Origin of the sequence: Agathobaculum ammoniilyticum (assembly GCF_025567315.1) — a bacterium.
Lineage (GTDB): Bacteria > Bacillota > Clostridia > Oscillospirales > Butyricicoccaceae > Agathobaculum > Agathobaculum ammoniilyticum.
The window spans coordinates 1-21,333 of record NZ_JAOQJE010000023.1 but is presented as its reverse complement, the minus strand read 5'-3'; the positions used below and the strand labels follow the sequence as shown (position 1 = coordinate 21,333).

Here is a 21,333-nt window from a genome sequence, read left to right as displayed (position 1 = left end):
ATCCGGTTTGCCGCGCCGCCCAGCAGCGCGGATAGCGGAAAACCGGTTTTACGGCATCGCTCCGTAAAACCGATTTCCCAAAGCATTTTTATTGTATCCTGTTAAAGCACGGTGAAGAAACCGCCGTCCACATTGATGTCCACACCGTTCAAGTAATCCGATGCACGGGAGGCCAGGAACACCATGGTACCCATCAGGTCGTCCAGCTCGCCCCAGCGCCCGGCTGCAATGCGGTTTGTGATCTTATTGTAAAACGCAGGGTCTTTACGCAGCTCTGCGTTGACCTCGGTAGCGAGGAAGCCGGGGCAGATCGCATTGGTCTGGATGTTGAACCGCCCCAACTCGTTGGCAAAGTTGCGGGTAATGCCGATGACACCGTGCTTAGCCGCGGTATAGGGCGGGCACTTAGCGTCCGAGGTATAGCTGAGCGCGGAACCGATGTTGATGATCTTGCCGCCGCCCTTCGCCTTCATGATGTGCGCCACCTCTTTGGACAGGTAATAGACCGCATTGAAGTCCAGGTTGATGCACATTTCCCAGTATTTATCCGGGTAATCGTCGAAATCGTGGAAAGCGCTCGCGCCCGCGTTGTTGACCAGAATATCGATGCGTCCGTACTGCTTCATGCATTCGTCTACGCAATCCTTGCGGTATGCCTTGTCGGTCAGGTCACCGCGCAGGAAATGCACCTGCCGGCCTTCCTTTTCAATCAGCGCCTTGATTTCGGAAACATCCTCGGTGAAGTGAGGGATAAACAGGTTGGCCCCTGCCTTGGCGAATGCAACCGCATACGCCATCCCAAGGCCCTGGTTTGCACCGGTGACCATAGCGATTTTCCCGTCCAAGCGGAACCAATCCATATTGAACTTATCCAATGGGTTCGACATACTAACTTTCCTTTCTGCGGCAGGCCGCACGATATGAGGGAGGCGGGACGCGCACAGCATCGCGCGCCCCGCAGCGTGCATGGTTCGGTTTATTTTGCAAGGTGCAGCATGCGTTCGAGTGCCTCGACTGTACCGTCGCGATCCATATGGTAGTAGTGGTAAATCGCATCCACCGAGCCGAGCACAGCGAACTCATCCGGCATGCCGACGCGCTTGAAGTTGCCCTTGTAGCTCGATTCGCACAGCACTTCCGCTACCGCGCCGCCCAAGCCGCCGTTGATGGAGTGGTCCTCTACGGTGACGATATTGCCGGTCTTCTGCGCAACGCGCAGGATCGCATCCGTATCGAGCGGCTTGATGGTGTGCATATCCAGGATGCCGATGCTCGCGCCATGCTTTTCCTTCATCGTTTTGGCCGCCATCAGGCATTCATACAGGTTGGAACCGCAGGAGATGATATAAGCGTCCGTGCCCTCCATGGTTTCGATCGCCTTGCCGATGGTCAGTTCATAATCCTCGGCGTAGACGTTGGGCGAGCCTGCACGGTCGATGCGAATGATCATCGGGCCGACAAAATCCATCGACTGGCGGATGAACTTGCAGCACTGGTTGGCGTCCGCCGGCACAACGACCGTCAGGTTCGGGATAGCGCGGTAGAGCGCAAGGTCCGCGATGTCGTTATGGGTCGGGCCGCCGCCCGCGGTCACGCCCGAGTGCGTGCCGATCAAACGGACGTTGACGTCGTTGTAGGCGATGTCCGTGTGGATCTGGTCGGCTGCGCGCAGCGGCAGGAACGGACCAAACACCTGGGAGAACACGGTGCAGCCGGAGAGTGCAAGGCCGGCGGACGCGCCCACCTGATCGGGCTCGGCGATACCGAAGTTAAAGCAGCGCTCGGGGAATTCCTTCAGCAGCTTGCCCGCCGAGGAGGACGGTGCGACATTGTCCGAATAGGTGAAAACGAAATCCTTACCCTCGCAGGCCATCTTGTAAAGCTCCTCGCCGTAGGCTTCACGGGCGTTGGAGAGCATCATATCAAAATCGTACGTTGTTTTCGCTGCCATAAATCATCACGCCTTTCTCATTTTTGCAACGTCTGCGAGCGCAATCTTGAGGTCTTCCTCGCCAATACCGCCGCCGTGCCATTTGTGGTTGCCTTCCATGAAGGAAACGCCCTTGCCCTTTATCGTATTGGAGATAATAAAGGTCGGCTTGGCTTCCTTGGAATAATCGAGCGGGGGCAGCTGGTCGAGCGCTGCGCACACCTGCGCCATATCGTTGCCGTCCTCTATTTCAATGACATTCCAGCCGAACGCGCGCACCTTGTCGGCAACCGGGTCGATATTCATGATCTGGCGGGTGTTGCCGGTCATCTGGAGCTGGTTTTTATCCAGGATACACACCAGGTTGTTGAGCTTGTAATGGCCGCCCGACATCAGCGCTTCCCAGTTGGTGCCTTCGTCGAACTCGCCGTCGCCGATCATGACGATAACGCGGTAGTTTTCCTTGCGGTAGCGCGCTCCGAGCGCATAGCCGACCGCGATCGGCAGGCCATGGCCGAGCGAGCCAGCGGAAACCTCGATCTGCGGGCACTTCTTGCGGTTGGAGTGCATGCCGAACTTGTAGGTATCCAAGCTTTCAAAGTGCTCTACCATGTAGTCCTGCGTATAGGCGCCCTGATCGGAGAAGATCGTATACAGGGTTTCCGAGCAATGGCCCTTGGACAGGATGAAGCGGTCGCGGCCCTCCTTGTGCGGGTCCATCACGTCGTAGTTCAGGTACTTGTAGTACAGCGCGACTGTCATTTCCACGATGGACAGCTCGCCGCCCAGATGTCCCATACCGATGCGGTAAATGAAGTTGAGCAGATTGGAGCGGATGTCTACACACTTGTCCTCCAGCTCCGTGATGGTTTGCAGTTTAACACTCATTTTGTCTCATCCTTTCCGTTTGGCTTATTCGCCTTCAAATTTGTTGCAGCGAATGAGGATCTTGGGGTATTTACTGGTCAGATGCATGGCGAATGCCGCTTCCACGTCGTCAATGTCATACACCTGCTCGTCTGATGTAAACGCGGACAGGTCGACATACTTGAGGTATTCTGCGGTGCGCTCGAAGTTGAAGTGCGCGCAGTACATGCCGGTGACGTTGACCTGGCGCATGTAGGAGTATTCAAACAGGTTGAGCGGCAGTTCGTAATCGGTCGGGAACTGGGCGACATACAGCAGGTTTGCATATTTCGACGTACATTTCAGCACCGTTTCCGCCGCGCTCGGCACCGCCGAGCACTCGATAATGACGTCGTAGCCCAGGCCGTTCGTGATCTCCATGGCCCGCTCGTACACATCTTCGGTGATCGGGTTGATGATATGCTCCACGCCGATCTTTTTTGCCAGCTCGCAGCGGCTTTCAACCGGCTCGGACAGGGTCAGCTCGGCCGCGCCGAATTTGGCCGCCAGCTGTGCGCACAGCTGGCCGATCGGGCCGCCGCCCGAGATCAGCACGCGCTTGCCGACCTGCATGCCCGCCTTGTCCATGGCGCGCACAGCGATGGAGAGCGGCTCCATTAGGCTGCCTTCCCGCAGGCTGACGCCGTCGGGCAGCTTGCAGACCTGGGATTCGTTCCAGACAACGTATTCGGCCATGCACGGCTCGTTGCCGACATCCGTACAGTATTCCGGGTGGCCGATCGAGCACTGGTAGCACTTGCCGCAGTAGCCGAGGAAGTTACCGCCAACCCGGTCGCCGACCTTGAGACCCTTCGCCGTGGCATTCTTGCCCAGCTTTTCGATCACGCCAGACATCTCATGGCCGATGCCGAACGGTGCGTCCTCGGGTTTGTTGAAGCAGCCGTCCACCACATGCGGGTCGCTGCCGCAAATGCCGCAATAGGCTACCTTGATCAGCACTTCGTCGTCCTTCAGCTCCTTGATGGGCATATCGACGATGCCGACTGTGCCGCGGGTTTCCGGGTTCGGGTCCTTCATGTTGCCCACTCGGGTTGCGCATACAACTTTCATAGCTTAATATCTCCTCTCTGTGTTCCAATACGGTTTATTTTGCTGCCTTCTGCGCTTCGCGCGTTTCGTTGCGCCCGGCAATTTCCTTTTGGATCTGGCTGATTTTCTCTTCGTTCAGGTGATAGAACAGGCCGTAGACCAGCATAGCTACCACAACCGCTGCCAGCGGCAGGAGCGTGGTCATCATGCGGATTGCGCTCAGAGTTGCTTCGTTCTGCGCCTGGTTTGCGACATAGCCGGTCGCTTCCAATACCGCAGTCGGCAACGAGCCGCCGATGATCATGGAGAATTTGATGCCCAAGCCGACCAGCGTCATGACAATCGCGGTATAGCGCTTACCGGTTTTCCAGTCGGCGTATTCCACCGGGTCGGTGATGACCGACCAGCAAATGCCCATCAGGATGCCGTAGCCATAGCCGGTGATCGCACGGGAGACCATCATGCCGGTGATGGCGGTGGTCGGCATCAGGTACAGCATCAGGCAGCCGATGCCCGCAATCGCAAGGCCGAACATAACCGTGCCCTTTTTATGCAGGCGCTTGACCAGGAACGGTACGCACGGCACGCCAATAACTGAAAATAGCATCATGATCATGGAAAACCAGGAAAGCATATCGCCGCGGTTTGCGTAATAATTGATGTAGTACGCGCCCATTGTGGACTGTACTTGGCTCATGGTGTAAACGCCCAGGAACAGGATAAAGGTGACGAATACCGGACCAACACGGAACAGAAGGTAAAAGACATCCTTGATGTTGGCCTTGTTGTTCGGGTCAACCGGCTGGGGCGGGATGCGTTCCACGATCTGGCTCGAGCCCCACAGCAGGATGACGACCATGATAATGGCCATGATGATCGTGGTAACCATGTAGCCCTGCGCCAGCGTCATATACTTCGAGAAGAAACCGGACAACTCGGGCAGCATGATTGCGCATACAACGCCGCCGACCTGCGCGAGCGTCATGCGGGTCGATTGCAGGCGGGTGCGCTCGCTCTGGTCGTTTGTCATCAGGGACGCCGCGGAAATGTACGGCTGGATGATAAAGGTGTACAGCATATTCAGCAGGTTATAGGTGACCAGCGCCCAGACGATCTTCAGGCCATAGCTCAGATTCGGGGTAGTATACGTCAGGACAGCAGCCAGGCCGAACGGAACTGCGCCCCAACGGATGTATACCCAGTACTTGCCCTTCTTCGGCTGGAGGCGTTCGCAGATCGTGCCCATCATCGGGTCGTTAATTGCGTCCCAGATACGTGATACCGCAAAAATAATGGCGACATGGCCGGGCTGCAGCCCAAAGATATCAGTGTAAAAATAGCTGATGTATAGCGCAATACACTGGAACACCAGATTCATCGCAAAATCAATCGAGGAATAACCCCATACTTCTTTTTTCGGCAACTTGTAATAGCCAAACTGGGAGGACGTTTTTGCCCAGCTTGCAGGATCCTTGGGATTGTTGTTCATAGCAGACGTTTACCTCCTCTTTTTCTTTTTTTAGACCGCCGTATCTCCCTGCCCTCCTTCCTTCTGCCCTGTGTGATTGTGGCTATATTGTACCGAGAGAATGGCCGGATTGGCAATTCCGAAAAGAGACATATCCACCAACAAACTCGTCTGTTAGATATGTGCATTTTATAGAATATGACAGATGCGTCTCGCTGCTATTGTGTATAAGTCACATAAAATACCGTATTTTCTGTTATTGTTTTAACATTGTGTCAAAAAGGGACATCATTTCAGAAATATCAGTCTTTTTTGAAACATTACTTTGCATAAATCCTGTTTTTTCACAGGGGAAAATATGATAAGATAGATAATAAAAAGTATGTACTCCGCGGATCTGAGGAAAGAGACAGCATATGAAATATCAGCAGAAGCGTTATCCGTTTTATAATCCCAATCTGGTTCGGATGTCGATGGGCACGTTGGACTTTGTGGTCAACTATGCGGACATGCTCGACCAGACCTGTGTGGAATTCCGGCACGTCCATGAATGCTATGAAATTTATTACTGTCTGAGCGGTATGCAGCATTTGATGATCGATGGACACCCCCATACTCTGGTCGGCGGCTCGTTTGCCGTCATCCCGCCCGGAATATACCATTACACACAATACGAACCGCTGCTGCTCAAGCAGTATGTGGTGTTTGTGTTCACGCCCCCAACAGTCAATTCGTTGAAAAGCCGCAGCAAAAGCACGCAATCCGAGATGGATTTCCTTTCCGTAGCACTCAAGTATTTTGATGAAAACACATATTTCATCTGCAAGGACCGGTATAAATCAGACAAAGTGCTCGCGCGGCTTGATGAGGAAATCAGTAGGGACCTGCCCGGCAAAGGGCAAATGATCAACGCGCTGTATCAGGAATATCTGATAAAGATATTCCGCAACATGGTCTCCACCGGCAAGGAGGAACCGGCAGCGGTTAATATGTCCAATATCAACATGGCAGTTGAAATGACAAAATACATGCACGCCAATTACAATAAAAATATTACCGTGCAGGATATTGCGAATGTCTTTTATGTTTCGCCGCGCCATATCAACCGTGTTTTTGAGGAGTATTTTGGACAAAGTTTTAAGCGTACGCTGAATATTTACCGTCTCAACTATGCAAAAAATTATCTGCTCGACACCAATTATCCGGTAGAACGCATTGCCGAACTGGTTGGTTTTTCCTCAGCAAAAACCCTGTACCAGCTTTTTAAAGAACATGAAGGAATGACTGTTTCTGAGTTCCGCGCAAAATGCAGGGAGTCGAAGCCATAACCGTATAGCAGACCTGCTCAACAAGGAGCGGTTTTATTCTTATGAGCCTTGCATAAACCGCGGGATTAACAATAGCTTTTCGGCTGCTATCACGCGTAACGCGGCTCAAGCATAGAAAAGGCCACGCACATGACATTGTGCGTGGCCTTTTCTATGCAAACCCGACAAATTTTATTTTCCTATTTACGCGCGGAATAGTGGAATTAAATGGAAGTTGCATCCATGCCCTTATCAGAAATAAGGCAGAAACTGCGGTAGCGGGCAGCTTTGAAGAATACGGGCATATGCCTGAGCCACAAAACGAAAAAGCCCCGGAAATGTCCGCCCTGCTCGAAGACATCGCAGCCGGTAAGACGACCACACAAATCATCCGTGAGAACCCCAAGCTTGCGTTCCGGGTGAAAGATATTGATACACTGCGGCAGATGTTTCTTTCCGAGAAATACGCCGAACAAAACCGGGTGGTAGAAGTGCAGTACATCTACGGCGCGACGGGTACGGGTAAGACCCGTGGCATCTACCAAAGGCACGACGCACGCGACATTTACCGCGTGACCAACTACCAAAACGGCAAAGGCGTCTCTTTCGACGATTATCACGGGCAGGATTGTGATCGCGTTTGAGGAATCCACCTCGCAGCCCAATCGAGGAAATGCTCAATTTGCTGGATGTTTATCCTCCCATACTACCCGCGCGGTACAGCGACAAGGTCGCGTGCTTTACCAAGGTGTACATCACGTCCAACCTGCCGCTGAACCGGCAATATGAGACGGTGCAGCTCTGTCACCCTGACACATGGAAAGCATTCCTGCGACGTATTCAGAGCTTTACCGAGTATCGGGAGGAAAAGCCGCCTATTACCCGAATGGAGGTGAATTTTTGAAGATGAACAGCAATAAACGCAGTCTGCTGGAAAAAGAAACGTATCGGAACTACATGCTCCTGATGTTCCGATACGGCCTCAGGGAGATCTGGACAGACCAGCACCGGCTCAAACTGCTTGTGCTCTATCTGCTGGCCGCACTGACCTTCAGCATCGTCCGCCCTTGGGACATTGCGTACAGCGGGCCGGATATGTTCGATGCGATCAGCCGGATCGCGTTCAGCCTCTGCTTCCCGATCCTTGTGTTTGGCGGGCTGGCAGTACTCATCATATGGGCTGGGACGCCCTCCAAGGCGAAAAGTATCCAGAACACCCTGCATTGGGCTGGTCAACCACGCCGGTGAAGTACCGCTGCTGGTTGCTGTCCGTCAGGATGAAACAGATGATGCACACAGCAACATCACGGTTCTCGAATTTCTCGCCTGCGGCGTCCCCAAATCCGTATGGGAACAGAAAAGCGCGGATATCGAAACCGCGCTGAATGTCCATGTCGCATATATTCAGGAGTGCGACGGCTAGCGCCGCATCCGGCTGTTTACCGTTCCTGCCAAAAGCGGCCTGCCCAAGCTGCTGCCGTGGAAGGATGTCTATCTGCGTGACGCATTTCCCGCCTGCCGGCTGGTGCTCGGCGAAAGCCTGCTGGGGACAGTCTCGCTCGACCTCAACCTGATCCCGCATGTGCTGCTGGGCGGCGGGACCGGTTCGGGCAAATCCGTTCTCCTCAAGTTGATTTGGCCGCAGCTGGCGCAAACACCCAAACTGCAAGCTAATCCTCGACCGCGACGCTTTGATAGCCTACTTGACAGTGTATCTGAAAAGCTGAAACAGCGCAAGGATCTGCTCGGGAAGGCAGGGTGTACAAATACCTATGAGTATCACCGCCGTGAGACGCTCCCGATGGACTGCATTGTATTTGCGGTAGAAGATTCTGTACAACACGGACGCGAGCGACCGGATTCCGCGCGACGCCCACGTCCGTTTCCTCACGGGTGACGGCCCAGTATTTCAATCCTACTGGTTCGACGACACAAAGGAGGTTTTCTAAAATGGATAAGAGTACATACAGCGCACTCGAGCTTGCGATCCTGCTCGGTGTCAGCCGCAGCGCGGCTTACAACCTGATGCACCGCGCGGATTTCCCGTCCTTTCGCATCGGCAAACGCCTACTGGTAAAGCGGGACAAGCTGATCGAACGGCTGGACGTGCAGGACAAAACAACCCATGGCTACCCTACCTGCTCCCAGACAGTAGCTGCTGATCGAATAAACAATAAATAGGCACACTGCAAACTGAGCTGCCCGAACATGGGCAGCCCTGCTTTTATGCAGAACAAGGAATATTTCATGTTATAGACTTAAATACCTTTTGTTCCTATAACATCAACCGAAACAGCATGTGTCGAAAAGGAGACTACAGTTATAATGGCACGCAAAAAGAAAAAACGAGAAACTGGTAGCGGAACAATTTATAAGCGTCCCGACGGACGGTGGATTGCGCAATATACCTCTATGCCCGATCCTGAAACCGGCAAACTGCTCCGCCATACGATCTACGGCAGGACACAGACACAACAGGAGGTCGCGGAAAGGCTGCGCGCGGCGACTTCAAGCATCGACAACGGCACGTTTCAGGAGCCGAACAAGCTCACGGTTGCCGAATATGCGGAAGAATATATGCAGAGCCATGTTTCCACGCTCGCGCCGTTTACCCAGCGGACGTATGAAAAGAACTTGCGGATTCATATTCTTCCCGCGCTGGGTAAAAAGAAGCTGACAGACCTGACGCATCGGGAAGTGCAGCGGTTCGCCGCGTCGCTTGGCGTGAACGGCAAAGGCTTAGCGCCCAAAACCGTGCATACCGTATTCGGGACGCTTCACGCTCTGTTAGCCGCCGCCCAGCGTGACGAGATCATTATCCGCAACGTCGCCGACAAATGCACCCTGCCTCGCGTTACGCAAAGCCGGGCAAAGGCAATCACTTCCTCGGAACTGTCCCGTTTCCTGAAAGCAGTCGAGGACGACGAGTTTTACAACATCTTTTTCCTTGATATCTTTTCCGGCATGCAACAGTCTGAAATCCTCGGCCTGCGCTGGGATGATATCCTGTGGGGGAAAAACAGCATCGTCATTCGGCAGCAGTTGCAGCAGAAGCATGAACGCGGCTCGTTCAACTACTATCTCACCCCACCAAAAGAAAACAAACAGCGGTGCATTGTACTCGCCGCAAGCGCCATCCGCCTCCTGCGGAAGCAGCACCGCAAGCAGCAGGCGCAAAGGCTGCTCGCTGGTGAGCTGTGGGCTAATGCCTTTGATCTGGTGTTCACCAATGGCTTCGGCCGTCCGCTCAACCATCAGACGGTATATAAGCATATGAAAAAGGCATTGCAATCCTGCGGTATGGAAAACTATACCTTCCATTCGCTTCGTCATTCATTCGCTACAATCTCGATTGAAAATGGCGACGACATCAAAACCGTGCAGACCAACTTGGGCCATTTCGCACCGGCATTCACGCTCAAGACCTATGCCCATGTCAGCAACCAGATGCAGCAGAGCAGCGCCGCCAGAATGGAGGAACTGATCGCCAGTTTGCCGGTGGCAAAATAGCCGCAAACCCGCACTGCGTCTGGCTTTGCAGACCCCATTGCAGTCAAGATTGCAGTATAGATTCTTGAAAACACCGAAAAAGTTCTAATATTCCCACACAAAAGAAAAATCGCACTTTTCCTCCTCAGAAAAGTGCGAAATTTTGGCGGAGACGGAGAGATTTGAACTCTCGCGCCGGTTTCCCGACCTACTCCCTTAGCAGGGGAGCCCCTTCACCAGCTTGGGTACGTCTCCATGTCAAGTTTGTAGCTTCCGCCATCAGGTATTTGGCGGAGCGGGTGGGATTCGAACCCACGCGCCCTTTCGGACAAACGGTTTTCAAGACCGCCTCGTTATGACCACTTCGATACCGCTCCGTAGCTTTGCCCGATAAGCATGATTGATTATACTACATCCATCGGTAAATGTCAATGCTTTTCTCGGCAGAAGCGCAGCTTTCCCACGCTTCTGCCAAAAATCCGTCAGCCTTCCAGCCGTTCCTGCCATTCTGCGGGCTTGAAGCCGGGCAGGGCAAAATCTGCCCCGACCAACAGCGGCCGCTTGACCAGCATGCCATCGGTCGCCAGCAGGGCGAACTGCTCGTCCTCGCTCATGGACGGCAGCTTGTCTTTCAGACCCAACGCCTTATACTGCAGACCGCTTGTATTGAAAAAGCGCTTGAGCGGCAACCCGCTCATCGCGTGCCACTGGCGTAGTTCCTGCTCGGTCGGCTTTTCCTGCTTGATATCACGGAACTGATATTCCACCCCCTTTTCCTCCAGCCACTTCTGCGCTTTCTGGCAGGTGGTGCATTTCGGATAACATACAAACAGCATTCAGGCTACCTCCTTTTCCATTTCCTGATGTCCAGCGGTCAATACAGAAAGTTCCGCCAGCAGCAGCAGCGCCGCTGCCACAGACAGGCCGCTGCGCAGTACCATTTTTGCGGGCCATGCCACGCCATGCACCCCCATTAGCCAAGACAGGCCATAGCCCGCCGCATCCGATACCGCCATCGTGACCGCAATCGCGCCAAAGAACGCCAGCATGGCCGGACGCGGTTTTCCGTACAGCAGCCGCGCCAAATGGTAAAACGCCAGAACCAGCAGGATATCGCCTACCAGTCCAAAGCCGAACGACGGGAGCTTGGGGTCCACGCAGGTCATGCGGTAATTGACGAGCAAATGTAGGCAGCTCCACAACAGGGGAACCAGCGTCAGCAATGCGGAATGGGATGTCATTTCCACGCCCTGCGCTTTCGCCAGGCCAATGCTGCAGAGGCCGGCGAGCACGGTTATGCCCGCGTAGGCAAGCTCCAATGCCTGCGCCCATCCGGCCGCGTCCTCCTCCACCGTAGTCATCGTGAGATAAAGGTATCCCACGCCGCCCAAAACCAGCAGCAGGCCGGAGATGACCGCCATCATCCGGAAACCCACGCCCTGCGTACCCAGCAGCTGCTCAAACGGCGTTTTCCGCTCCGCACGAAGCGGCGCCGCCATGGCCGCATAAGCGGCCGCGCACAGCAGGAAAAAAACAGCGCAGTACCAGACCCATGCGTTGCCGGTCACCGGCAGGCCGTTCCTGCTATCAAAACCGTTCAAAAAATGGAGCGCGCGCGCCACAACGCCGGGTACGCACAACACCACCGCAAAAACGGGCAGAAATTTGGATCGCTTCATTTCATTCCCTCCAGTTTGAACTTTAATATACGCAATAAGTATACCACAATACGGCGGCGTCAGCAAGGAAAGCTGAAAAAACTCCCTTTTAGAACAAGGCTCAAACTCAACGAAATGTCTTTACGCTCTACATATCTAAAAATCTCCAGCATCTCCTCCCTTTCAACTTCTGTTTTCCGGCCTAAGTCTGTCGCGGTCAGCCCTGCGCTTGCAATATGCAGCGAGCCAACCTGTCGGCACCCCATCGCAGTGGTACTTAAACGAACAGGGACGGAAAAATGACAGACGGACCCACAAAGACGAACAGGCCCGTCTGGTTTCCGTATCCGGTCAGTAGCGTTCTGTATTAGGCAACATTTCCGCCTCCTTGCCCGAAAGCTCGGTATTCGCCGGCGTCTGCCGCCGCATGCCGATCTTGAGCAGAATCGGTGTGATCAGCGTGGTTACAATAACGACCAGAACAATCGGCGGGAACATGTTTGCGTCGATCAGGCCCGCCTGCGCGCCCTTCTGCGCCACGATCAACGCGACCTCGCCGCGTGACACCATACCCAGTCCAATTGAAATCGCGTCATAGGTTTGAAAGCCCATCATCCGCGCCCCCAGCCCGCAGCCAATGACCTTGCTCAGAATCGCGACCAGCGTCAGGACGACCGCGAATACCACCAGCCGTCCGGTCAGCCCGCCCAGCTCGGTCTTGATGCCGATGGAGGCGAAAAACAGCGGCGAGAACATCATATAGCTCAGCACATTCAGCTTACTGGCCGCGTATGCGCGCGTATTACTGATATTGCACAGAATCAATCCCGCGAAATATGCGCCTGTGATATCCGCGATGCCGAAAAAGCGCTCTGCTACAAAGCTGAGCAGGAAGCAGAACACCAGCGCATAAATAGCCAGTCGGCGGTGATGCCCCCACAGCTTATCCATTTTGATGAACGCCTTGTGCATGACAATACCGATCAGGCAGAGGAACACGAAAAACGCCGCGATCCGCACAAATACCATCATCGGCTGGACGGTCGGATCGGTAAAGCCCGTCAACACGGTCAGCACGATGATGCCGAGGATGTCATCAAGCACCGCCGCGCCCAAAATGGCCGTACCCACCTTGCTTTTGAGCTTGCCGAGCTCCCGCAGCGTCTCTACCGTGATAGAAACAGAGGTCGCTGTCAGCACGACGCCGGTGAACGCCGCTTTTATCATATTCTGGGTATCCGCCGGATCATTTTCCAGCAGCAGATAACAGGCGACGCCGCCGATAAACGGCACAATCACACCAATCAGCGCAATTACAAAGGATGCCAAGCCCGTGGATTTCAGCTCATCCAGCTCGGTGTCCAAACCAGCGCTGAACATCAGGAGGATCACCCCAATTTCCGCGGTTTTGATCAGAAAATCATTCTCCCCCACCAGTCCCAAGCAGCTTGGTCCCAGAATCACGCCCGCGACCAGTGCGCCCACCACCTGCGGCATATGGACACGCTCTGACGTCAGGCCGAAAATCTTTGTAAATAGCAGGATAATCGCAATGGTCAGGAGGAAATCATAGGACACGAGTCTCCACCCCTCTCAGTCTTAAAAAAACATCTATCTATCATTATAGCGTTTTTTTCAGTTTCATCCAGCCTACCTGTCAAAAAAAAGACAAAAAGATCAACAAAAGAGCTTCTGCATTTTTGTGCAGAAGCTCTTTTGTTCATTCTTCAATCTTGGGCGCGCGATCATGGATGTCCTTGATCTTATGCAGGCCGCTCTGGATCGTCTGATAAATACTGTCCAGATCCTCCGGCGTAACATTGCGCTCCAGAAAGAGCAGCTCTACCGCATGGGAAAACAGGACCATCGCATTAGTCGTATCGAGAAACTTCGGGAAGTTATGAGAATTCTGGGCATTGCGGAACTTCCGGATATCTTTCCGGATGAACTCCACAACCTCCTGCGCGCTGGTAAAATCGCCATGCGAGATCGGGTAGGGCGTCACGCGCTGTAGAAAATAGCGGTCGCGCTTGGTCACGTCAAACACATAGGTGACGCACAGATCCTCCGAAAGCTCAAATTTAGCAATATATAGTATCCCGTTCCTGATCTCCTTGATGGAGGATGCGCCGAGCTGACGCAGGCTGGCATTGATAATATCGCCGGAAAAGCTGCTTGTAATCATATGATCTCCCTCTTTCTCGATCTGTTTTATCTATCAATGAAAACGAACAAGCAGGAATACGGTTGAAATAACGACCGACAGCAGCATTATCGGAAAGCCCACCTTCAGGTAGCTTGCAAACGTAATCGGGTGGCCATGCTTTGCCGAAATGCCCGAAAGGACAACATTTGCCGACGCGCCAATCAGCGTGCCGTTGCCGCCGAGGCAAGCGCCCAGTGACAGCGCCCACCAGAGCGCCGTTACGTCCATTCCTTCCGCCTGCATGGAGAGGATCAGGGGGATCATCGTCGCGACAAATGGAATATTGTCCAGAAACGACGAAAACAATGCCGACCCCCATAGGATCAGGATCATCAGCAGCATAGCGTTGCCGTCAGTCACCGTGACCAAAGCGTTGCCGAGCGCCGTGATCACACCGGTCTGAACCATGCCGCCGACGACAACGAACAGCCCTGTGAAGAACAGGATCGTGGACCATTCCACGCCCAGTACAATTTCCTCAGTCTCCTGACCACCAATCAGTAACATTATTGTAGCACTTGCCAGAGCGATAATGCAAGAGTCCACGCCCAAGGTGGAATGGAAAACAAAGCCCAGCACCACCAGAATAATCATCACAATACTTTTTATCATCAGCGGTCGATCCTTGATCGACTTGTTTTCGTCCAGGCGCATGACCGCCGCCATCTTATCGGCTTCCACCACCATACGGCGCCCGTACATAAAATAGAAACAAACACAGACCGCCGCCATGATAAAGAACACCGCCACACCGGTATTCATAATAAAATCCACAAAGCTCAGCCCTGCCTGCGAGCCGATCATAATATTCGGCGGGTCGCCGATCAGGGTCGCCGTACCGCCGATATTGGATGCCAATATCTGCGTCAGCAGGAACGGCACCGGATTCAGCCCCAGGATACCCGCGATCGAAATTGTCATCGGGCCGACCAGCAGCACGGTCGTCACGTTATCCAGAAACGCGGACAGCACGGCCGTCAGTACTGCAAACAGCAGCATAATCCGCCAAGGGTTGCCTTTTGCGAGCTTTGCCGATTTAATTGCCACATATTCAAATAGGCCGGAGTTTCGCACCACCGCCACGAACAACATCATGCCGATCAGCACGCCGATGGTGTTAAAATCGATATAGCCGACCGCGTCATCCACCGTAAGTACATGTAGGCACACAAGCAGGACGCCGCCCGCCACCGCCGCCACCGTGCGGTGGATTTTTTCCGTCACGATCGCAGCCATGACCGCCAAAAAAACAACGACAGAAAGGATCTGCATAGTGTCCATTTTCTTACCCCCTTCTTATGCGTCGGTTGTCTTTCCCAGCGCACAGCTCTCAATTTTTATTACGACATATTATAGCGCCGTTTTTCTCCATTTTGCAATGTGTATTTTCTCCTGAATTACTCGGAATTCGTGTGAAAGTTTGGTCATTTAGTGACAAAGCATCCCCCCTTTCTTTACGTTTTTTTAACACATCGCCCTTTTGTCCGGTGATGCGCACACGCTTTCCGAGGCGCGGCGTACCCCCTCACCGCAGGCAAAAAAAGACCCCGCTCCGAATGGAGCGGGGTCTTACTTTCGCTTTTAAGTAAGTTAAAAAAACTTAGCCCTGCGAAATCGCGCCTACCGGGCAGGAACCTGCGCAGGAACCGCAATCGATGCAAGCGTCCGCGTTGATCTCGTACTTGCCGTCGCCTTCAGCAATAGCGCCTACCGGACACTCGCCCGCGCAAGAGCCACAGCTAATGCATGCGCCACTGATAACATATGCCATTGGTATTGCACCTCCAAAAGTATTTTACACACTTATTGTAACACAAGATAAGAAAAAATCAACAAAAACAGACGGTTAGTTATCGGTAACTTTTCACACATATATAAAATAGGTGTGATTATCCAAAAAAGTTAGAAAAAATTTGTTTTAACGAGAAATCCTGAGAAAACCCTCTGTTTTCCTATTCTGTTTCTCTACAAAGGTCAAATTTAGTCAGAAAAAATCCTTGCTTTTTCATCAGTCATCTTCTATAATAAAATCAAAGGTCAGGAAAGGTCAAACGAAAATCCCTGGCTTAAGGAGTGACCACCATGAAAATGTCAGATATCATCGCCGACTTTATCGGAGAGATGCTATCAGAGGGCGGCGGCGTGGCGGAGGTGCAGCGCAAAAGCCTGGCGGACCGGTTTTCCTGTGTTCCCAGCCAGATTAATTATGTGATCGAAACGCGCTTCACGCCGGAACACGGCTACTTGGTCGAAAGCCAGCGCGGCGGCGGCGGCTATATCCGCATCGTCCGTCTGCTGGACGATAAGCAGCGCACGCTGCTGGAAGCCGCGCGCGGCATCGGCGGACGGCTGACGCAGAATGACGCGGCCCGCCTGACACGGGCGCTGGTTTCCGCTGAGCTGCTCACCCAGCGCGAGGGACAGCTTCTGCTCTCTGCCTGTTCGGACGGCGCGCTGGCGGAGGTCGAAAAATCCGACCGCGACCGGTTGCGCGCCGCAATCTTCCGATGCGCCGTAATGGGCGTTGCAACCATCTAAATCCTGTAAAAATTTCACGATACACCATCCTCTTTGAAAGGAGAAACGACTTATGAAATGCGAAAAATGCGGCAAGAATGAAGCGACCATGTATTATAAGGAAACTATCAACGGCGTCACGCGCGAGATGCACCTGTGTCCGGAATGCGCGCAGAAAGAAAACCTTGGCGGCACGTTTGAAAACGCGTTCCAGTCCATGAACCATTTCTGGAGCGATCCGTTCCATTCGTTCCTTGGCGGCGGCTTCGGCAGCCTGTGGAACGATATGCTCGGCACGGCGGCACCCACCTCCACCCTGCTCGGCACCGAGCGCAAATGCCCGACCTGCGGCATGACCGAAAGCGAGCTGCGGCAGACCGGCCGTGTGGGCTGTCCGGATTGCTACAGCACGTTCGCGGATATCCTGAACCCGTATGTGCGCAAGCTCCACGGCGCGGACCGCCACATTGGCACGGCGCCGGCCGCACCGGAGCAGCCGCAGGCCGATCCGGTCGAAGCCCTGCGCGCGCAGCTCAAGGCGGCGGTGGAAAGCGAGGATTATGAGCAGGCCGCGCGCCTGCGCGACGAGATCCGCAGAATGGAGGGCGAGCAGAAATGAGCCTGTTTTCATTACACGGCGGCTTCACCGGTTTGGCCGCCTCCAGCCGTGTCAGGCTGGCGCGCAACCTCAAGGGGTACCCGTTCCGGCTGACGCCGGCGCAGCACAGCGAGATCGCGGACAAGGTGTTTTCCGCGCTGCGCGGCAACCCTACCATTGGGCCGGAATTCGAAAAAAAGCAGATCATTCCCCGCTCGACCGAAGCGTCCCAGCTCGTCGAGGAGCATCTGATCTCCCCCGAGCTGGCGCGAAACGGCGGATGGCTGATCGTCTCCCGTGATGGCGGCGTGTCCATCATGGTCGGGGAGGAAGACCATCTCCGCTTGCAGGTCATCGGCACGGGCCTGTGTCCCAAGGAGTGCCTGGAAACCGCCAACCGCATCGCGGCGCTGATCGAAGCCACCCTGCCATTCGCCTATGACGAGCGGCTGGGCTACCTGACCGCCTGCCCGACCAATGTCGGCACCGGCCTGCGCGCCTCTATCATGCTGCATCTGCCCATGCTGACCGCCACCGGCGGCATCAACCAGTTGGCCGGCTATGCCGGCAGCCGCGGATGCGCGATACGCGGTGCCTACGGCGAAGGCTCCCAAGCGGTCGGCGGTTTTTATCAGATTTCCAACCAGATCACGCTGGGCGCTTCCGCAGCCGAGCTGACCGATAAACTGGTTGAGACCGCGACCGCGATCATCGACGCGGAAAAGAAGGCGCGCGAACAGGTGCGCAGCCAGAACGAAGCCGCGCTGCGGGACCGCGTCTGCCGCGCCGCCGGCACGCTGCGTTCGGCTTACCTGATCGATACAGGCGAAGCCATCCAATGTATTTCGGACGTACTGGTCGGCCTGCAGATGGGTCTGCTGTCCGGCGTGGAGCCGCAGGTACTTTACGGGCTGGAACAGCGCATCCGGCCGGCCATGCTGACCGGCGCGCCGCAGGAGCGCGACCAGAAGCGCGCCGCCCTGCTGCGCGAGACCGCGCAAAGTCTGCGCTTCGCGTGAGCTTTCCTTATTCACTTTCCATTTCCCACCCCCTGAAAGGAGTGTTGACTTATGTTTTATCAAAACCGTTTCACCGAACGTGCCCAGAAAGCCCTGACGCTGGCGCAGGAAGCCGCCGGCTCTTTCGGCCACAGTTATATCGGCTCGGAGCATCTGCTGCTCGGCCTGCTGCGTGAGGGCGGCGGCCCTGCCGCCAAAGCGCTTGCCGCGGCGGGCGTGACCGAGGATGCACTGGTGAAGCAGATCGAGGACCTGTCCGGCCGCGGCGCACCCGACAGCGCCGCGCCGCAGGGCATGACCCCGCGCACCAAGCGCATCATCGAGCTGTCGCTGCAGTCTGCGGGCCAGATGGGGACCAATTACGTCGGCACCGAACACCTGCTGCTCGGCATCCTGCGCGAAGGGCAGAACGTGGCGTTGACCGCGCTGGCCAACCTCAAGGTCACGCCGCAGACGCTGGCAGAAAAGCTGAGCGAAACGCTCGGCGGCGCACAGCAGGGCGGCTTTGCGGAAGCAGGCGCGACTGGCGGCGCTTCGGATAAGGACGCTCTTACCCAGTTCGGCCGCGACCTGACTGCCGCCGCCAGGGAGGGCAAGCTCGATCCGGTCATCGGCCGCGCCAAGGAAATCCAGCGCGTGATCCAGATCCTGTCCCGCCGCACCAAAAATAATCCGGCGTTGATTGGCGATCCGGGCGTTGGCAAGACCGCCGTTGTCGAGGGCCTCGCGCAGAAGATTGTGGCGGGCGACGTGCCGGAAACGCTCAAAAACAAGCGCGTGATCTCGCTCGACCTGACCGGCATGATCGCTGGCACCAAGTACCGCGGCGAGTTCGAGGAGCGCATCAAAAAGGTTATCGAGGAGCTGACCGCCAAGAAAGACACCATCCTGTTTGTCGATGAGATGCACATGCTGATGGGCGCGGGCGCCGCCGAGGGCGCGGCGGACGCGGCAAACATCCTCAAGCCCGCACTATCCCGGGGCGAGGTGCAGGTCATCGGCGCGACCACGCTGGATGAGTACCGTAAAAACATCGAAAAGGACGCCGCGCTCGAGCGCCGCTTCCAGCCCGTGCAGATCGACGAGCCGACGCCGGAGGACGCGGTCGAGATCCTCAAGGGCCTGCGCGACCGGTATGAAGCACACCACCGCATCAAGATACCGGACGAGGCGATCGATGCCGCGGTCAAGCTATCCGTGCGTTATGTGACCGGCCGCTATCTGCCGGACAAGGCGATCGACGTGATCGATGAGGCATGCTCGCGTGTGCGCCTGTCCACGTTGACCGCGCCGCCCGACCTGAAAGCGCTGGAGGACGAAATCGCCGCCGTCGCCGCGAAAAAGGAGGAGGCTGTCAAGAGCCAGGACTTCGAAAACGCCGCCAAGCTGCGTGATGAAGAAAAGCAAAAGCGCGAAGCGCTCGAAGCACGCAAAAAGGAATGGTCTGAACAGCAGACCAAAACGCACGGCGCGGTCACGGCGGATGATATCGCCGCTGTGATCTCCGGCTGGACAGGTGTCCCCGTCGCCCAGCTTACGGAGGACGAGGGCCAACGCCTGCTGCACTTGGAGGACACGCTGCACCAGCGCGTGATCGGCCAGGACGAGGCCGTTACCGCGGTCGCAAAGGCCATCCGGCGCAGCCGTGTCGGTCTGCGTGACCCCAAGCGCCCGATCGGCTCGTTCCTGTTCCTCGGCCCCACCGGCGTCGGCAAGACCGAGCTTTCCAAGGCGTTGGCCGAAGCCATGTTCGGCGACGAAAACGCCATGATCCGCATTGATATGTCCGAATATATGGAAAAGCATGCGGTTTCCCGCATGATCGGTTCGCCTCCGGGCTATGTGGGCTACGACGAGGGCGGCCAGCTCTCGGAGAAGGTGCGCCGCCACCCGTACTCGGTCGTGCTGTTCGACGAGATCGAAAAGGCACATCCGGATGTGTTCAATATTCTGCTACAGATTCTGGAGGATGGCGTATTGACGGACGGCCAGGGCCGGCACATTGACTTTAAGAATACCATCATCATCATGACGTCGAACATCGGCGCGCAGAAGATCACAGGCCATACCCGCAAGTCGCTCGGTTTTGCCGCGGACGGCGCGAGCGATGCCGAACGCACCTTCGAACAGATTAGGGAGGATGTGCTCGGTGAGCTGAAGAACGCGGTCCGGCCGGAATTCCTCAACCGTATCGACGACATCATCGTGTTCAACCGCCTGACCGAGGAGGAGATCGCTCAGATTGCGGACGGTATGCTGCGGCAGGTCGCCGAACGCATGCAGGATATGCAGATCGTCATGGACTGGACCGACGCCGCGAAAAAGCATCTTGCCAAGGCCGGCTTCGATCCGATATATGGCGCGCGGCCGCTGCGCCGCGCGGTCACAAACGAGGTGGAGGATCTCGTTGCCGAGCAGTCCCTTGAGGGCCGCATCAAGGCGGGCGACCATGTAACGCTGGACGTCGCGGATGACAGGCTGACGCTGGCGCAGCAGGCTCCTGCCGAATCAAATCCCAGCGAAAGCGCAAAGGACGAATAACCCCTGACTAAAAAATCCCGATCCAATATGGATCGGGATTTTTTTGCGTAAAAACTGCCCTGCGAACCGCTATTGCTGTCTCATCAGCGTTTTTCCACCAAAATAAGCACGATGTTTAACACCCCAAACACAAGCAGGCTGAGAATAACCGATACGCTCCCCATTAAACGACTCCCCCTTTGTTCCTTGCTTATTATATAACATTTTGTTTTATAAATCAATATAACAATTCGTTTTGCGTACACTTGAATATAGCCATTTCTTCTAAAAGAGGAGCAACTATGTACGCACGAATCAGAAATTTACGCGAGGATGCCGACCTGCTGCAAAGGGACATTGCACAAATATTAAACTGCACACAGGTTTGCTACTCCAACTATGAGATGGGGAAACGCGATATCCCCACCGACGTTCTCATTAAGCTGGCGAATTTTTATCATACCAGCGTGGACTATCTGCTCGGAGAAACCGATGTGCGTGCGCCCTACCCCAAAAATCATAAATAAGTAGTAAAAAAAGCCCCTGTCCATTGGACAGGGGCTTTCGCTTAAGCTCTGTTTTTTACTTAGCAGCTTTAGCAGCCTTGATAGCGTCGATCATCATGGGAACGACCTTGAACAGGTCGCCGCAGATGCCGTAGTCGG

General features: G+C 55.1%; 22 protein-coding genes and 2 tRNA genes. 11 read left to right on the top strand and 13 right to left on the bottom strand.

The genetic code is table 11. The annotated features are described in order from the left end of the window. Positions 1–101 precede the first annotated feature (101 nt). The 5 genes from OCV66_RS14895 to OCV66_RS14875 form a co-directional block, all read right to left on the bottom strand. Positions 102–887 (bottom strand): SDR family oxidoreductase, encoded by a 786-nt coding sequence (locus OCV66_RS14895; RefSeq protein WP_054328320.1) that lies wholly within the window; start codon positions 885–887, stop codon positions 102–104. Positions 888–976: 89 nt separating this feature from the next. Then, complete coding sequence (locus OCV66_RS14890; RefSeq protein WP_054328321.1) at positions 977–1,951, bottom strand: transketolase family protein; 975 nt, start codon at positions 1,949–1,951, stop codon at positions 977–979. Between the two features lie 6 nt (positions 1,952–1,957). Then, positions 1,958–2,818: a transketolase gene (locus OCV66_RS14885; protein WP_054328322.1), complete on the bottom strand. Its 861-nt coding sequence runs from the start codon at positions 2,816–2,818 to the stop codon at positions 1,958–1,960. A 24-nt stretch (positions 2,819–2,842) separates the two neighbouring features. Beyond that, positions 2,843–3,907 carry a zinc-dependent alcohol dehydrogenase gene (locus tag OCV66_RS14880; protein ID WP_054328323.1) on the bottom strand — a complete coding sequence of 355 codons (1,065 nt, stop codon included), beginning with the start codon at positions 3,905–3,907 and terminating at the stop codon, positions 2,843–2,845. Between the two features lie 34 nt (positions 3,908–3,941). After that, complete coding sequence (locus OCV66_RS14875; RefSeq protein ID WP_147574606.1) at positions 3,942–5,375, bottom strand: MFS transporter; 1,434 nt, start codon at positions 5,373–5,375, stop codon at positions 3,942–3,944. A gap of 395 nt (positions 5,376–5,770) precedes the next feature. On the opposite strand from OCV66_RS14875, the gene OCV66_RS14870 reads away from it, so the two are divergent. The 6 genes from OCV66_RS14870 (at position 5,771) to OCV66_RS14845 (ending at position 10,171) form a co-directional block, all read left to right on the top strand. Then, positions 5,771–6,682 carry an AraC family transcriptional regulator gene (locus tag OCV66_RS14870; protein WP_147574605.1) on the top strand — a complete coding sequence of 304 codons (912 nt, stop codon included), beginning with the start codon at positions 5,771–5,773 and terminating at the stop codon, positions 6,680–6,682. A 284-nt stretch (positions 6,683–6,966) separates the two neighbouring features. Continuing rightward, the gene (locus OCV66_RS14865; RefSeq protein WP_054328326.1) at positions 6,967–7,305 is read left to right on the top strand and encodes a hypothetical protein; all 339 of its coding nucleotides are present in this window, start codon (positions 6,967–6,969) and stop codon (positions 7,303–7,305) included. Beyond that, positions 7,302–7,565, top strand: a complete 264-nt coding sequence (locus OCV66_RS14860) for a hypothetical protein (RefSeq protein ID WP_147574603.1) — start codon at positions 7,302–7,304, stop codon at positions 7,563–7,565. The genes OCV66_RS14865 and OCV66_RS14860 overlap by 4 nt, the downstream gene beginning before the upstream one ends. Beyond that, positions 7,562–7,909 (top strand): hypothetical protein, encoded by a 348-nt coding sequence (locus OCV66_RS14855; RefSeq protein WP_054328328.1) that lies wholly within the window; start codon positions 7,562–7,564, stop codon positions 7,907–7,909. The genes OCV66_RS14860 and OCV66_RS14855 overlap by 4 nt, the downstream gene beginning before the upstream one ends. 702 nt (positions 7,910–8,611) lie before the next feature. Then, positions 8,612–8,842 (top strand): helix-turn-helix domain-containing protein, encoded by a 231-nt coding sequence (locus tag OCV66_RS14850; protein WP_054328329.1) that lies wholly within the window; start codon positions 8,612–8,614, stop codon positions 8,840–8,842. A 144-nt stretch (positions 8,843–8,986) separates the two neighbouring features. Further along, a complete protein-coding gene (locus OCV66_RS14845) occupies positions 8,987–10,171 on the top strand; it encodes a tyrosine-type recombinase/integrase (RefSeq protein WP_054328330.1) in 1,185 nt (394 codons plus the stop codon). A gap of 143 nt (positions 10,172–10,314) precedes the next feature. Here the strand turns inward: OCV66_RS14845 and OCV66_RS14840 are convergent. The 8 genes from OCV66_RS14840 to OCV66_RS14805 form a co-directional block, all read right to left on the bottom strand. After that, positions 10,315–10,405, bottom strand: a tRNA-Ser gene (locus OCV66_RS14840). Positions 10,406–10,438: 33 nt separating this feature from the next. Then, positions 10,439–10,527, bottom strand: a tRNA-Ser gene (locus OCV66_RS14835). A 105-nt stretch (positions 10,528–10,632) separates the two neighbouring features. After that, positions 10,633–10,986 carry an arsenate reductase family protein gene (locus OCV66_RS14830; protein WP_054328331.1) on the bottom strand — a complete coding sequence of 118 codons (354 nt, stop codon included), beginning with the start codon at positions 10,984–10,986 and terminating at the stop codon, positions 10,633–10,635. Next, positions 10,987–11,829 (bottom strand): hypothetical protein, encoded by an 843-nt coding sequence (locus OCV66_RS14825; RefSeq protein WP_147574602.1) that lies wholly within the window; start codon positions 11,827–11,829, stop codon positions 10,987–10,989. Between the two features lie 330 nt (positions 11,830–12,159). Further along, on the bottom strand, positions 12,160–13,386 hold the full coding sequence (locus OCV66_RS14820) for a cation:proton antiporter (protein ID WP_054328333.1): 1,227 nt from the start codon (positions 13,384–13,386) through the stop codon (positions 12,160–12,162). 142 nt (positions 13,387–13,528) lie between these two features. Next, on the bottom strand, positions 13,529–13,993 hold the full coding sequence (locus OCV66_RS14815) for a hypothetical protein (RefSeq protein ID WP_054328334.1): 465 nt from the start codon (positions 13,991–13,993) through the stop codon (positions 13,529–13,531). Between the two features lie 33 nt (positions 13,994–14,026). After that, complete coding sequence (locus OCV66_RS14810; protein WP_054328335.1) at positions 14,027–15,295, bottom strand: ArsB/NhaD family transporter; 1,269 nt, start codon at positions 15,293–15,295, stop codon at positions 14,027–14,029. A 319-nt stretch (positions 15,296–15,614) separates the two neighbouring features. Next, the gene (locus OCV66_RS14805; RefSeq protein ID WP_054328336.1) at positions 15,615–15,785 is read right to left on the bottom strand and encodes a DUF362 domain-containing protein; all 171 of its coding nucleotides are present in this window, start codon (positions 15,783–15,785) and stop codon (positions 15,615–15,617) included. Between the two features lie 311 nt (positions 15,786–16,096). Between OCV66_RS14805 and OCV66_RS14800 the strand changes: the two genes are divergently transcribed. The 5 genes from OCV66_RS14800 to OCV66_RS14780 all read left to right on the top strand — a co-directional run bounded on the left by OCV66_RS14800 (position 16,097) and on the right by OCV66_RS14780 (position 21,195). Continuing rightward, positions 16,097–16,552: a CtsR family transcriptional regulator gene (locus OCV66_RS14800; RefSeq protein ID WP_054328337.1), complete on the top strand. Its 456-nt coding sequence runs from the start codon at positions 16,097–16,099 to the stop codon at positions 16,550–16,552. A gap of 52 nt (positions 16,553–16,604) precedes the next feature. Beyond that, on the top strand, positions 16,605–17,150 hold the full coding sequence (locus tag OCV66_RS14795; protein ID WP_054328338.1) for a UvrB/UvrC motif-containing protein: 546 nt from the start codon (positions 16,605–16,607) through the stop codon (positions 17,148–17,150). Continuing rightward, positions 17,147–18,148, top strand: a complete 1,002-nt coding sequence (locus tag OCV66_RS14790) for an ATP--guanido phosphotransferase (RefSeq protein ID WP_107631106.1) — start codon at positions 17,147–17,149, stop codon at positions 18,146–18,148. The genes OCV66_RS14795 and OCV66_RS14790 overlap by 4 nt, the downstream gene beginning before the upstream one ends. 51 nt (positions 18,149–18,199) lie before the next feature. Further along, the gene (locus OCV66_RS14785) at positions 18,200–20,689 is read left to right on the top strand and encodes an ATP-dependent Clp protease ATP-binding subunit (protein WP_054328341.1); all 2,490 of its coding nucleotides are present in this window, start codon (positions 18,200–18,202) and stop codon (positions 20,687–20,689) included. A gap of 281 nt (positions 20,690–20,970) precedes the next feature. Beyond that, the gene (locus OCV66_RS14780; protein ID WP_054328342.1) at positions 20,971–21,195 is read left to right on the top strand and encodes a helix-turn-helix domain-containing protein; all 225 of its coding nucleotides are present in this window, start codon (positions 20,971–20,973) and stop codon (positions 21,193–21,195) included. Positions 21,196–21,333 lie beyond the last annotated feature (138 nt).

Excerpts from the sequence above, each read along its gene's own strand:
- OCV66_RS14895 (WP_054328320.1), bottom strand. The coding sequence starts at position 887 with ATGTCGAACCCATTGGATAAGTTCAATATGGATTGGTTCCGCTTGGAC.
- OCV66_RS14890 (WP_054328321.1), bottom strand. The coding sequence starts at position 1,951 with ATGGCAGCGAAAACAACGTACGATTTTGATATGATGCTCTCCAACGCC.
- OCV66_RS14885 (WP_054328322.1), bottom strand. The coding sequence starts at position 2,818 with ATGAGTGTTAAACTGCAAACCATCACGGAGCTGGAGGACAAGTGTGTA.
- OCV66_RS14880 (WP_054328323.1), bottom strand. The coding sequence starts at position 3,907 with ATGAAAGTTGTATGCGCAACCCGAGTGGGCAACATGAAGGACCCGAAC.
- OCV66_RS14875 (WP_147574606.1), bottom strand. The coding sequence starts at position 5,375 with ATGAACAACAATCCCAAGGATCCTGCAAGCTGGGCAAAAACGTCCTCC.
- OCV66_RS14870 (WP_147574605.1), top strand. The coding sequence starts at position 5,771 with ATGAAATATCAGCAGAAGCGTTATCCGTTTTATAATCCCAATCTGGTT.
- OCV66_RS14865 (WP_054328326.1), top strand. The coding sequence starts at position 6,967 with ATGCCTGAGCCACAAAACGAAAAAGCCCCGGAAATGTCCGCCCTGCTC.
- OCV66_RS14850 (WP_054328329.1), top strand. The coding sequence starts at position 8,612 with ATGGATAAGAGTACATACAGCGCACTCGAGCTTGCGATCCTGCTCGGT.
- OCV66_RS14845 (WP_054328330.1), top strand. The coding sequence starts at position 8,987 with ATGGCACGCAAAAAGAAAAAACGAGAAACTGGTAGCGGAACAATTTAT.
- OCV66_RS14830 (WP_054328331.1), bottom strand. The coding sequence starts at position 10,986 with ATGCTGTTTGTATGTTATCCGAAATGCACCACCTGCCAGAAAGCGCAG.
- OCV66_RS14825 (WP_147574602.1), bottom strand. The coding sequence starts at position 11,829 with ATGAAGCGATCCAAATTTCTGCCCGTTTTTGCGGTGGTGTTGTGCGTA.
- OCV66_RS14815 (WP_054328334.1), bottom strand. The coding sequence starts at position 13,993 with ATGATTACAAGCAGCTTTTCCGGCGATATTATCAATGCCAGCCTGCGT.
- OCV66_RS14810 (WP_054328335.1), bottom strand. The coding sequence starts at position 15,295 with ATGGACACTATGCAGATCCTTTCTGTCGTTGTTTTTTTGGCGGTCATG.
- OCV66_RS14805 (WP_054328336.1), bottom strand. The coding sequence starts at position 15,785 with ATGGCATATGTTATCAGTGGCGCATGCATTAGCTGTGGCTCTTGCGCG.
- OCV66_RS14800 (WP_054328337.1), top strand. The coding sequence starts at position 16,097 with ATGAAAATGTCAGATATCATCGCCGACTTTATCGGAGAGATGCTATCA.
- OCV66_RS14795 (WP_054328338.1), top strand. The coding sequence starts at position 16,605 with ATGAAATGCGAAAAATGCGGCAAGAATGAAGCGACCATGTATTATAAG.
- OCV66_RS14790 (WP_107631106.1), top strand. The coding sequence starts at position 17,147 with ATGAGCCTGTTTTCATTACACGGCGGCTTCACCGGTTTGGCCGCCTCC.
- OCV66_RS14785 (WP_054328341.1), top strand. The coding sequence starts at position 18,200 with ATGTTTTATCAAAACCGTTTCACCGAACGTGCCCAGAAAGCCCTGACG.
- OCV66_RS14780 (WP_054328342.1), top strand. The coding sequence starts at position 20,971 with ATGTACGCACGAATCAGAAATTTACGCGAGGATGCCGACCTGCTGCAA.